The sequence below is a fragment of the Nocardia alba NBRC 108234 genome (assembly GCF_001612665.1).
GTDB lineage: Bacteria > Actinomycetota > Actinomycetes > Mycobacteriales > Mycobacteriaceae > Nocardia > Nocardia alba.
In genome coordinates this window covers 21,316-32,686 of sequence record NZ_BDAX01000049.1, presented here as the reverse complement: position 1 = coordinate 32,686, position 11,371 = coordinate 21,316, and the positions used below count along the sequence as shown (strand labels likewise).

Below are 11,371 nucleotides of genomic sequence, written 5' to 3'. Positions count from 1 at the left end.
AGGGAGCGCCGAGCCGTTGCATGTAGGATTTCACCCTACGGTGCGAACAGCTGTTGACTGTTTCGTACCCAGGCCGTTCGGTGAGTTGGTAGCTCGCCGGGCGGCCGTTCTTGTTCGTGTGACGCTACACACTCCCGCGCAGCGTAGCAACTATCGAGTTCCCTTTCTGGCCAGCGACTTCCGCGAAATATGCGGTTCCCGCGATCATCGATCAATCGTTGAGCACGCTAGGACAGGCCCGCTGTGGTGCGGCGGCCGATCGCGGCGTTGAGGGCGTCGAGTTCGGCGAGGATGTCGGTGGCGGCCCAGATGCGGTTTCGTTTGGAGTCGGAGACGACCTCGAGGATGCCCGCCTCGACGAGGCGTTCGAGGGCTCGGTAGGTGGCCGAGTCGGTGGTGGTCGTGAGGGCGTTCGCGCCGGCGATGGTGAGGATCGGGTGGTCGAGCAGGTTCGCCAGGAGGGCCTCGTCGGCGGAAGCGGCGCGGGGGCGGGCGCGGTCTCGCCATTGCCTCGGGAGGGTGGTGAGGGTGCGGGCCGAGTCGATCGCGCCCTCGCTGGCGTACACCGCCGCGAGCGTGAGGTAGAGGACGAATTCCTCGGCGGCGCCCGCGCGGTAGGCGGCCAGTTGGGCGAAGTAGCGCGAGGTGTCGGCCAGCATCACCGATGACAGGGGAACGGTGACCCTGTCGGTGAGACCGCGGCGGCGCAGCACGGCGCTCACCAGGGCGCGGCCGATCCGGCCGTTGCCGCTGACGAAGGGGTGGATCGACACGAACTGGGCGTGCGCGATCGCGGCCTGGACGAGGATCGGCACATCGCCGCGCGCGACGAAGGCCAACAGGTCGGCCATCAACTCGGGCACGAGTTCGGGCGGCGGCGGTACGTACAGTGCGTTCAGCGGCGTGTAATCACTTCCGCCGATCCAGGTTTGGACCGTGCGATAGCGCCCCGCCTTCTCCCACTCCGGGGCGATCAGCACGCGGTGCGCGCTGAGCAGGCTCGCCTCGGTGATCCTGCCGGTCGCCGCCGTCTCCACCAGGCCCGCCAGTGCTCGCACCGCGCAGACCTGAGACTGCGCCTCCGGCCGCGAGGCCGCGCCGCCGAAGGCTTTGCTGAATGCTCGCCAGCCCGCGTCGATGTGCTCGATTCGCGAGGACGCGACGGCCTCGCCGCGCAGCAGGAACTCGCGCAGCGGCGGCGAATACTGGCCCTGGCCGGCTTCGAGATGCGTCACCGCGATCAAGGCCGCCTCGCTGGCCGAGATCGTTCGTTTGGCGGCGAAATCGAGTTCGGCGATGCGCGCAGGGATCGACACCGCGACCTGCTCCGGCACGACGCCGACGCGCGTTCCGCGCCCGTTTTGCGCCGTCCAGGGGCGCTGCTCTGTGCGGTGAGCCGGCCAACTCATGTGCTTCAACGATACTTTCGCTATCAAAAACGCCACTAATTCGCGAGCTACTCGCGTTTGTCGGAGAGAACGACACTAGCGAGCTGACTAGTCGCTGCTTACGTCATCAGGTGAGATCGGTTGCCGCGTGCGCCCTGGCTCGCTGAACGGCCTGCCCGATGCCCTCGGCGAAGGGTTCGCCATGACCGGGAAGAACCAGATCCGCGGCGAGTGATTCGAGGGCGTCGAGGGCCGCCAAGGTTGCCGGGGTCGAGTGGTTGAAGAAGTCGGGAAGCACCTGGGGGCCTTGGATTTTCGAGGTGGGGTGGGAGGTAACCAATGTGTCGCCGGTGGCGACCGCACCGACGTTCGGCACGTAGAAGGCGCTGTGCCCGGAGGTGTGGCCGGGGGAGGGGATCGGGATCGGGTTGCCGGGGAAATCCAGGGCGCCATCGACGGGGAACGGCTGAATGTGGGGGACCGGGTTCTGGCGAAGGCCGCCGGCGGCGGTGATGCGGGCCGCCCAGCCGATCGTGTCGAGGTCGGTGAGACGCTTGATCACGTCGAGCGGAGTGGCGGATTCGTGGACCTCGCCACGGGCATGCGCGACTTCGGTTTCGCTGGTGAAGGCCGGGATCCCATAGTGGCGATGCAGGTGATTCAGTGCGCCGACATGGTCCAGGTGGGCGTGGGTCAGCAGGATCGCCTTGATGTCCTCGGGCCGGTGGCCCAGCGCTCTGATCGACTTCTCGATAGTGGCGACGTCACCGCGCCAGCCCGCGTCGATGAGCGTCAGGTCACGGCCGTCGCGGAGCAGCACCATGTTCACATGGGTGCCCGCGATGGTGAAGACATTGTCGGCTACCTGCTGATGGCGCATGCGGAACGTCCCTCTCTGGAGCAATGGATTTCGGCCCCGCCGGGGGCAGGCCACCGGCAGGGCCGAGTCGCATCACCAGATTGTCACGCGCTGCTTCGGCTCGAGGAACAACTTGTCCTCGGGGGTCACCTCGAAGGCTTCGTAGAAGCTGTCGATATTGCGGATCACCGCGTTGCAGCGGAATTCCGGCGGGGAGTGCGGGTCAACGGCGAGGCGACGGATGGCCTCCTCGGGGCGGGCCTTCGTGCGCCAGACCTGTGCCCAGCCGTAGAAGACACGCTGGAGGCCGGTGAGGCCGTCGATCACCGGGGGCTGTTCGCCGCCGAGTGAGATCTTGTAGGCGGCGAGGGCGATGGACAGGCCGCCGAGGTCGCCGATGTTCTCACCGATGGTGAATTCGCCGTTCACGGTGTGCTCGTCGGCGAGATCGGCGGGGGAGAGCACGTTGTACTGGTCGATCAGGGCCTTGGTGCGCTTGCCGAACTCGGCGCGGTCCTCGTCGGTCCACCAGTCCTGCATGTTGCCGTCGCCGTCGTACTTCGCGCCCTGGTCGTCGAAACCGTGTCCGATCTCGTGGCCGATCACGGCACCGATCCCGCCGTAGTTGGCAGCGTCGTCGGCGTTCATGTCGAAGAACGGCGGCTGCAGGATCGCCGCGGGGAACACGATCTCGTTCATGCCGGGGTTGTAGTAGGCGTTCACGGTCTGCGGGGTCATGAACCATTCGCCGCGATCGACCTCGCCACCCAGTTTGCCCAGGTCGCGATCGTGGTCGGCGGCGTGTCCACGGCGGTAGTTGCCGACGAGGTCGCTCGCGTCGATCTCGACCGCGGAGTAGTCGCGCCAGGTGTCGGGGTAGCCGATCTTGGGGGTGAACTTCTCCAGCTTGGTCAGCGCGGCCGCGCGGGTGTCGGGGCCCATCCACTCGAGGTCGGCGATATTGCGGCGGTAGGCCTCCTGGAGGTTGGCCACCAACTCCACCATGCGGGCCTTGGCCTGCGGCGGAAAGTGCCGGGCCACATACAGTTTGCCGACAGCCTCGCCGAGCAGCTCCTGCACCAGCGACACCCCGCGCTTCCAGCGCTCGCGGTTCTCCTCGGCGCCGGTGAGGGTGCGGCCGTAGAAGTCGAAGTACTCCTCGGCGGCCTCGTCGGTGAGGAACCCGGCGCGCGCGTGCAGCACCTGCCACGCCGCCCACGCCTGCCAATCCGCCTGCGGCACTTGCGCCCACGCGGTGGCGAAGGTGCGCAGGTAATCGGGCTGGCGGACGACCAGCTCGGCGAACAGGTCCTCGCCGTCGCGATCGAGACCCGAGGCGATGCCGGCTACCCAAGCGGCCCAGTCGAATTCCGGATTCTCGGCGACCAGGTCGGCGAAAGTGGTGAGGTTGTAGCTCTTTTCGGCATCGCGACGCCGTACGACATCCCAATGACCCGCGGCGAGTGCGCGTTCCAGCTCGAAGACGCGGTGGGCGGCGTCGGCCGGGTCGGCGGGGAGCAGACCTTCCAGGGCCGCGTCGGCTGCGGCGATGGTGAACGTGTTGGTGATGTGCGCGAGGTAGGCGGCGCGGATCGGCGCGAACTCCTCTGAGCGGTAGTAGGACTCGTCGGGCAGCCCGATGCCCGACTGGGTCGCGTGCACGAGATAGCGGGTGGAGTCCTTGTCGTCGGTGTCCACGTAGTAGGCGAGCGCGCCACGGACTCCCGTGCGCTGCAGGCGCCCGAGCAGCGCGGCGAACGCGCTCGGATCGCTGACCTCGGCGATCGCGCGCAATTCCTCGACGACCGGCGTGAACCCCGCCGCCGCGACCACATCGGTGGCCATGAAGCTCGAGAACAGATCCCCGATCTTGCGGGCATCGGCGTCATCGGCCGCACCGGACGCGCTGTCGGTGATGATCGCCTGCACATCCAGCTCGGCCTGGTCGTACAACGTGCGAAACGCACCGTCGACGGCCCGGTCGGGCGGAATCTCGTACCCGGCCAACCACTGCCCGTTGACGTGCGCGAACAGATCGTCCTGCACCCGCACATCCTGATCGCGGAAGGACAGATCGATACCGGAGGGGCTGCTCAGATCCGAAGTCACGCGCTCCAGTATGCCGAAACATCGACGGATGAGGCTGCGAGTGGCAGCGCTACCGGTAGCGTCATGGCGATTCGGGTCCGGGCGCCGACCGCGATTCCATCCTGAGCGCCCTGGCGGACACACGTGGTGAATGACGTCAACGGCTATCGAGGACTGCCGCCTAGACGCAGGCGAACTCTTCGTCTCGGACGCCGGCTACGAAGGCGTTCCACTCTTCGGCGGTGAAGTGCAGGTGGACGGCTTCGTGGCGGAGGGTGGTCGAGCCGTCGGGGGAGGTGTGGACCACCAGGGCCGGGTGGGGGTGGCCGGCGAGCAGGCGGTGGAGGAAGGCTGTCCACACGGGGGCGGCGACGGTGATGATGGGCTCGTCCAGGCCGGCGTTGTGCGAGTCGCGGTGGAATTTGCTGTCTCGTATCTGGACGGCGCTTTCCACGAAGCGAACCTCGACACATTGGTTGCCGTTATTGGAGTGCGACGAGGAGAACCAGCCGTGTTCGGCCGGGTGGCGACGAGCGGTGGTGGACATACCCCGAATCTTACACGCTCACATACTCCCTGATCAGGGCGAGAGATTCGGTGCGGGAAAGGGATTGCTCGCGGGCGCGCACGTAGGCGAAGCCGAGATCGCGGACCTGTTCGGCGTCGTCGACATGGCCGCCGAACACCGCGCTCTCAGCCCAGGCGAAAGTAGGTAACTGATCGCTTGCGAAGTCGAGCAAATGGAAGCTGGAACCGCCGAGCACCGCCCCCTCTGGCGCACTGAACGGGATGACGCGCACATCGACGGTGTCGAGATCGCGAACCAGCGTGACCAGGTGCCGCAGCTGCTCACGCAGCACCTCGCCACCGCCGGTCTGCTGACGCAGAGTCGCCTCACCCAGCACCGCCGTGAGTTCCAGCGGATCGGCGCCGCGCAAGCGCTGCTGGCGACGCAGTCGTATTGCGACTAATTGGTCTACTTGTACCGGACGGATCATCACGTCGGCGCTGATCAGCGCCCGTGCGTACGCCTCGGTCTGCAAGAGACCCGGCACGATCATGCTGTCGTAGCTGCGGATACTCTGCGCGCCCGCCTCCATCCCGTACAGCCGCTGCAACTCCGAACCGATCAGCGCCGAGGGGGCCGTGGTCCACCAGCCCCGCTCCTTACTCGCTTCGAGCAGGGCGAGCAGTTCGCGCCGTTCATCGGGCGCGACATCGAGGACGTCGAGGACCGGCTCGATAGTGGTGCGGGTGAGCACCCGCCTGCCCTTCTCGACGTGCGACCAGTTCGCGGGCGTGAACCCCACACGGCGGGCGAACCCGGCCGAATCGAATCCGCGCTGCTCGCGGAGTTCGCGCAGACGCAGGACGAGTTCCCACCGCGCGACGGTCGGCGAAACGGGAGCCATGGGCCCATATCGTACGCCCATCGACACACTAGCTACTGACTATTGTCAGCGCGGTTGTGCGGCTATAGGCTGTGCGAAGCAAACTTTTTCGCTCTCTTCCTGCCGTTATGAAAAAGTTTCCCGCGTTACCCGGTAGTGATACTCCACCGCGCACCGAGATCCTCCCCGAGTTAGCAAAATCCCAGCTACATCCGAATCACCGTCGACAGAGACGAGGTCGTGATGAGCACGTTGCACACTGATGAGGACAAAGGCGGCTTCACGGTGGCCGAGGAATACTCGGCCACCCAAGATGCTCTTGCGCGCTGCCGCCGATACCGCAAGGACCATGGTCTCTACGGCGTCGTCGACGCCGCACTGGGACGGATCGTCCTCGAGGTAGGCGCGGTCGGCGCGGTGGTGATGCCATCGGCGCTGGGCGAACGAGTCCGCGGGCTGCTCATCACGCGAGGCATGCAGTGCGGGCCGATCATCGCCCACCCACGCTCCGGTCGCTGGACCTTCCTCACCGGACCGGTCGATAACTCCTACCTCGACACCGTGCTGTTCGCCGAGCTGTTCCGGGTGTGCGCCTCGGTGGCCCTGCCCGGCAGCGATGTGGTGCTGCCCTCGCCGGCCGACGAACGCAGCGGATACCGGACCTGGATGCAGCCGCCCGACGGCGATTTCCGACCCGAATTCGCGCAGATCGTCGCCGCTACCAGAACGAATGCCAAGTCCGCGACCTTGACCCAGCAGCCGGGTTCGGCCTGAATCTCACCCGCCGCCGAGGCGCGCGTGCATCTCCCAGACGAGCACCTCGGCGTCGCCGTGCGGACGGATCGACTGCCCGCCGGAGCGGGTCAGCCGGATCGCGTCGCCCTGCGACAGCGTGCCGAGACCCTCGACGTCGACCTCGCCGCTCGCGACGAAAACATGCAGGTACGGGGCATCAGGAAGGGTGATGGCGGGACTGTCGGCGGTCATCCTGGCCACGTGCATGGCCGCGTGCGAGGAATTGATCGCGATGGCGGTGCGGTCGCGATAGCGGGGTAGGCCCGAGGCCACCGTCACCAGATCGCCGCGCGCGAGTTCGTCGTCGATCTCGAGTTGCTGGTAACCGGGATCGACGCCCGGCTCATCCGGGACCACCCACATCTGCACGAAGTGCACTGGCTCGTCGTGGGACTTGCCGTCCAGGCGCCACGAATCGTTCTTCTCCGAGTGCATGATGCCGGTGCCCGCGCTCATACGCTGGGCCAGGCCCGGGTAGATGACACCGTTGTGGCCGAGCGAATCCTGATGCACGAGACTGCCGCCGAGCACCCAGGTGACGATTTCCATGTCCCGATGCGGATGGGTGTCGAAGCCCTCGCCGGGCAGCACCACGTCCTCGTTGTTCACCAGCAGCAGCCCGTGATGGGTGTTGTCGGGGTCGTAGTGCTCGCCGAACGAGAACGAATGCTTGGAGTCGAGCCACGGGATCCGCGTCTTCATCCGGTCGCCACCGCGGTGTAGTTCGATCCGCGGCGGTGTCGTCGATGTGGGCGTCACCCTTCAATTCTGGCACCACTATGGTCATGACGTGTCGACTCATCCCCCTGACGGCTCGAATACGGCGGATGAGCAGCCGATCTCGATGAGACATCTCCTGCACGACACCCGCGCGGTGGTCCGGCACAACCCCAGGATGCCCCGCCTGGCCCTGCTCAGGCTGGCCGCGCAGTTCGGTGACGGGATGTTCCAGGCTGCTCTGTCGGGCGCGATCCTGTTCAATCCGGAACGCGAGACCGATCCGCTCGCCATCGCCGCCGGTTTCGCCGTGCTGCTGCTGCCCTATTCGGTGCTCGGGCCGTACGCGGGCGCGCTGCTGGACCGCTGGGATCGGCGCAATGTCCTGCTGGCGGCGAGTGCGGCGCGCGCGGTGCTGATCGGGGTGGCCGCGATCGGGTTGTTCGTCGGCGTGGGGGAGACGCCGCTGCTGGTGCTGGCTCTCGCGACGGTGGGGATCAGCCGGTTCGTGCTGGCCGGTGTGTCGGCGGCGCTGCCGCGCGTGCTCGAACTGCGGTGGCTGGTGCCGATGAACTCGGTGCTGGCGACGGTGGCTTCGGTGTGCGCCGGCGTCGGCGCCGCGGCGTCGGTGGCGGTGATCGCGCTGATCGGTGCCGGTGACGCGGCCTCGGCGATCGCGGTGGCGTTGAGCGGAATCGGCTCGGTGGTCGGCGCGGTACTGGCCTACGGGTTCGGATCGCACGTGCTCGGGCCCGACCGCGGCTCGGCCGGGACCGAGAGCACCGTGCACGCCATCGCGACCGGTCTGCGCACCGGTGCGCGCGCGGTGTGGCACTCGGTCCAGGTGACGACGGCGATGATCGGCATCGGCGCGCACCGCGTCGTCTTCGGGATGAACACGCTGATCATGGTGCTGGTGTTGCGTCAGCCCACCGGCGACGCCGAGATGAGCGGTGGACTGGTCGGCTTCGGGGTCGCGATCGGCTTCGCGGCGGCGGGCATGCTGCTGGCCGCGATCGCCGCGCCGATCCTGATCCCGCGCCTCGGCAGGCCGCGCACCGTCCTGCTCGGGCTCGCGACGGCGGTGATCGTGCAACTCACGCTCGTGACGCCGATCGCCCTGGCGACCGGGCCCGCCGTCGACAACGCCCACCGGCTGCTGTTGGCCGGCGCGTTCGGGCTCGGCCTCGCCGGTCAGACGATCAAGCTGACCGGCGACGCGAGCATGCAGATCGATATCGACGACGATCAGCGCGGGCAGGTATTCGCCCTGCAGGACACGGTTTTCAACGTCTGCTTCGTCTCGGCGATCGCGGTGGCCGCGCTGGTGATCCCGGCCGACGGACGTTCGATCGCGGTGGTGCTGGTCGGCGCCGGGGTGTACGCCCTCGGCATCGTGGCCATCGCGCTCAATTCCCGTCGAGCCAGGGTGGACTGCTGACCTCGCCGGCGGGTTCCTGGGCGAGCACGGTCCGATGATCGGCGGTGGCCAGCGGGATATCGGGGAGGAAGGCGTCGTAGTCGACGCCGGTGTCGTAGTCGATCCAGAGCGTGTCGCCGGTGTCGGCCAGTTCGTTACTCGACCAAGGGTGCACGACCGCGTCGCCGATGCCGAAGACGTACTCGATTTCGTTCACATCTGCTTGGACGCACGGCAACAGCGATCGGTTCCGGTAAGTTCGCACAAGATCACAGGTGTTCCTCGCCGCCGCCGATTCGAGGGAGCCAGATGCGCGCACGACCGGTCTCACACGCAACCGCCACCGTGGGCGTTGCGCTGTCCGCCATCCTCGCCGTCCCCGCGCAGGCGGGCCCGCTGCCCTGGCTGCCGCCGCCGGTGAACATCTGCGGCGAAACAGGATTCGACCCGGTGAACCGGCTGCCGGACCCGGCCGCGCCGCCTGCTCCGGTCCTGCCCCCGAGCATCGATATCCCGATCTGGGTGCCGCAGCTGACGCCGGTGCCGATTCCCGACCCGCCGCACGACAACACCCGTGTCGCGCAGGTGCCGCTGCCCGCCGATCCCTGCCGAAACCCCTGCCCCGAGGTCCGTGACACGCCGGAACCCGAGCAGGAAAGTGAAAGTACAGACGAGTCCACCTCGACCGGCTCCGCGGTGGCGTTGCCGCGGATCCGGATCAACCCGGAGATCGAGCCGATTCCGATCCCGGTGCCCGGCGGCGAAGGCGAACCGGCCCAGGAGGCGCCGGAGCCGGTGGTCCGGCCGATCGAGCGCGGCCCGCTCGGGGCGCCGGTGCTGCCCGCGCGGGTGGAGTCCGTTCGACTCGTCGACCAGGTCACCGGACACGGCTCGACCAACCGGACCGATATGCGCTGGCAGGTCGACGGCACCGACCTCGGGCTGTTCTGGGAAACCGAACCGGGCAGGGTGGCCATGGTTTTCGGTGACACCTTCGGTGAGGGCTGGGCCTACGGTGGCGCGGGCTCGGACGCAGCCGACTGGCGGTCGAACGTGCTGGCCTACAGCACCGACACCGACCTCAGCGACGGAATCACCATCGACACGATGGTGCAGGACAGCGCCTGCCATGCCGCCGAACTGCTCGGCAGCCGCAAGATCAAGAACTGGGAGACCACCACGATCCCGACCTCGGGATTCGCGCTCGGGAAACGGCAGTTCATGAGCTACATGTCGGTGAACCACTGGTCGAAGGTCCCCGGCATGTGGCTGACGAACTACGGCGGACTCGCCTACTCCGACGACGGCGGCCAGACCTGGACCAAAGACCAGCACGCCCGCTGGGAGAACCTGTTCGGACTCGGGCGATTCCAGGTGGCGGCGATGGTGCCGCACGGCGACTACGTGTACATGTTCGGCACGCCCAACGGCCGGGTCGGGATGATCGGCCTGGCCAGGGTGCGCAAGGCCGACGTGCTCAACAAGACGGCCTACCAGTACTGGGTGGACGGCAATTGGGCGCCCGCGGCGCAGAATTCAGCGACACCGCTCGTGGCCGGCACGGCCAGCGAGCTGTCGGTGCGGTTCGACGCGGAGAGCAAGCAGTGGCAGATGGTCTACCTCGACTCGGCCGCGGGTCAGATCGTGTTGCGGACCGCGAGCCAGCCACAGGGCGCCTGGACGTCGACGGTGCCGCTGGTGTCGACCGAGATGTATCCGAAGGCCTACGGCGGTTTCATCCACCCCTGGTCGACCGCGCAGGACCTGTACTTCACGATGTCGGCATGGGACAGCTACAACGTGTACCTCATGCACGCGCGGCTGAATCCACCGCGCTGAGTCAGCGCGCCGGTACGAACAGCAGCTTGTCGCCGGGGCGAGCCTGCGCGACGCGGTCGACATCGGCGTCGAGCACGACGGCGATCACCGGATAACCGCCCGTGATCGGATGATCGGCCAGGAAGACGACCGGCTGACCGCTCGGCGGCACCTGCACCGAGCCCAGCGCCACACCCTCGGAGGGCAATTCGCGATCTATCGACCGCACCAGCGGCGGTCCGTCGGCGCGATCGAGCCGGGCGCCGACCCGGTCGGTGTCGGCGGACACGAGCCAGGAACCGCGGAACAGCTGATCGGGATCGGCGAACCAGTCGGCGCGTGGACCCGGACACGCCCGCACCGTGAGCACGCCGGGCGGCAACGCGACCGGTGCGAATTCCACGATCGGGAGGGTGCGCGGCGGGGGACCGACCGGCAACTGTGTGCCTGCCGCCAGCGGGTCTGGACCGATGCCCGACAACGTGTCGCGGCTGCGCGAACCCAGCACCTTGACCACATCGATGCCGCCGCGCACCGCCACGTAGCTGCGCAGACCGGTGTTCGTGAGGCCGAGGCGCAACACCTGGCCCTCGTCGAGTTCGAGCACACTCGCGTGCCCGACCGGGGTTCCATCGACCGTGGCGGGGGCGGGCGCGCCGGTGACCGCGACGGTGAGGTGACCGTCGGCACGCAGCACGAGACCACCGAGCAGCACTTCGATCGCGGCGAAGTCCTCCGGATTGCCGACCAACCGGTTCGCCAACCGCAGTGAGCCGCGGTCGGCCGCGCCCGCCTGGCCGACGCCGGAATCGAACCAGCCCTGTCTTCCCAGGTCCTGCACCGTCGCGAGCGGCCCCACCCGCTCGATGAAGATCAGCATCCGATCTCTCCCCGA

The 11,371-nt window shown here is 67.7% G+C and carries 11 protein-coding genes; 3 read left to right on the top strand and 8 right to left on the bottom strand.

Translation table 11 applies throughout. The annotated features are described in order from the left end of the window. Positions 1-227 precede the first annotated feature (227 nt). The 5 genes from NA12_RS32345 to NA12_RS32325 all read right to left on the bottom strand — a co-directional run bounded on the left by NA12_RS32345 (position 228) and on the right by NA12_RS32325 (position 5,747). On the bottom strand, positions 228-1,409 hold the full coding sequence (locus NA12_RS32345) for a Fic family protein (RefSeq protein ID WP_067460454.1): 1,182 nt from the start codon (positions 1,407-1,409) through the stop codon (positions 228-230). 106 nt (positions 1,410-1,515) lie between these two features. Continuing rightward, complete coding sequence (locus NA12_RS32340) at positions 1,516-2,268, bottom strand: MBL fold metallo-hydrolase (RefSeq protein ID WP_067460451.1); 753 nt, start codon at positions 2,266-2,268, stop codon at positions 1,516-1,518. Positions 2,269-2,340: 72 nt separating this feature from the next. Then, positions 2,341-4,356, bottom strand: coding sequence for a M13 family metallopeptidase (locus NA12_RS32335; RefSeq protein WP_067460446.1), 2,016 nt, complete (start codon positions 4,354-4,356; stop codon positions 2,341-2,343). Between the two features lie 160 nt (positions 4,357-4,516). Further along, complete coding sequence (locus tag NA12_RS32330) at positions 4,517-4,882, bottom strand: DUF397 domain-containing protein (RefSeq protein ID WP_067460443.1); 366 nt, start codon at positions 4,880-4,882, stop codon at positions 4,517-4,519. Between the two features lie 10 nt (positions 4,883-4,892). Next, the gene (locus tag NA12_RS32325) at positions 4,893-5,747 is read right to left on the bottom strand and encodes a helix-turn-helix domain-containing protein (protein WP_067460438.1); all 855 of its coding nucleotides are present in this window, start codon (positions 5,745-5,747) and stop codon (positions 4,893-4,895) included. Positions 5,748-5,969: 222 nt separating this feature from the next. Between NA12_RS32325 and NA12_RS32320 the strand changes: the two genes are divergently transcribed. After that, the gene (locus tag NA12_RS32320) at positions 5,970-6,500 is read left to right on the top strand and encodes a hypothetical protein (RefSeq protein ID WP_067460435.1); all 531 of its coding nucleotides are present in this window, start codon (positions 5,970-5,972) and stop codon (positions 6,498-6,500) included. 3 nt (positions 6,501-6,503) lie between these two features. On the opposite strand, the gene NA12_RS32315 is transcribed toward NA12_RS32320, so the two are convergent. Beyond that, on the bottom strand, positions 6,504-7,223 hold the full coding sequence (locus NA12_RS32315) for a pirin family protein (RefSeq protein WP_067460432.1): 720 nt from the start codon (positions 7,221-7,223) through the stop codon (positions 6,504-6,506). A 142-nt stretch (positions 7,224-7,365) separates the two neighbouring features. Here NA12_RS32315 and NA12_RS32310 point away from each other — a divergent pair, with 142 nt between their 5' ends. Beyond that, entirely contained in the window at positions 7,366-8,679 is a 1,314-nt protein-coding gene (locus NA12_RS32310; protein ID WP_067460429.1) for an MFS transporter, read from the top strand. Here the strand turns inward: NA12_RS32310 and NA12_RS32305 are convergent. Then, positions 8,648-8,875, bottom strand: coding sequence for a hypothetical protein (locus NA12_RS32305; protein WP_067460426.1), 228 nt, complete (start codon positions 8,873-8,875; stop codon positions 8,648-8,650). The genes NA12_RS32310 and NA12_RS32305 overlap by 32 nt on opposite strands. Positions 8,876-8,967: 92 nt before the next feature. Between NA12_RS32305 and NA12_RS32300 the strand changes: the two genes are divergently transcribed. Further along, the gene (locus NA12_RS32300) at positions 8,968-10,497 is read left to right on the top strand and encodes a glycoside hydrolase family 183 protein (RefSeq protein WP_084473354.1); all 1,530 of its coding nucleotides are present in this window, start codon (positions 8,968-8,970) and stop codon (positions 10,495-10,497) included. A gap of 1 nt (position 10,498) precedes the next feature. On the opposite strand, the gene NA12_RS32295 is transcribed toward NA12_RS32300, so the two are convergent. Then, complete coding sequence (locus NA12_RS32295) at positions 10,499-11,356, bottom strand: 5-oxoprolinase subunit C family protein (protein ID WP_067460423.1); 858 nt, start codon at positions 11,354-11,356, stop codon at positions 10,499-10,501. Between the last annotated feature and the right edge of the window lie 15 nt (positions 11,357-11,371).

Coding starts and splice junctions, on each gene's coding strand:
- NA12_RS32345 (WP_067460454.1), bottom strand. CDS start 1,409: ATGAGTTGGCCGGCTCACCGCACAGAGCAGCGCCCCTGGACGGCGCAA.
- NA12_RS32340 (WP_067460451.1), bottom strand. CDS start 2,268: ATGCGCCATCAGCAGGTAGCCGACAATGTCTTCACCATCGCGGGCACC.
- NA12_RS32330 (WP_067460443.1), bottom strand. CDS start 4,882: ATGTCCACCACCGCTCGTCGCCACCCGGCCGAACACGGCTGGTTCTCC.
- NA12_RS32325 (WP_067460438.1), bottom strand. CDS start 5,747: ATGGCTCCCGTTTCGCCGACCGTCGCGCGGTGGGAACTCGTCCTGCGT.
- NA12_RS32320 (WP_067460435.1), top strand. CDS start 5,970: ATGAGCACGTTGCACACTGATGAGGACAAAGGCGGCTTCACGGTGGCC.
- NA12_RS32315 (WP_067460432.1), bottom strand. CDS start 7,223: ATGAAGACGCGGATCCCGTGGCTCGACTCCAAGCATTCGTTCTCGTTC.
- NA12_RS32310 (WP_067460429.1), top strand. CDS start 7,366: ATGAGACATCTCCTGCACGACACCCGCGCGGTGGTCCGGCACAACCCC.
- NA12_RS32300 (WP_084473354.1), top strand. CDS start 8,968: ATGCGCGCACGACCGGTCTCACACGCAACCGCCACCGTGGGCGTTGCG.
- NA12_RS32295 (WP_067460423.1), bottom strand. CDS start 11,356: ATGCTGATCTTCATCGAGCGGGTGGGGCCGCTCGCGACGGTGCAGGAC.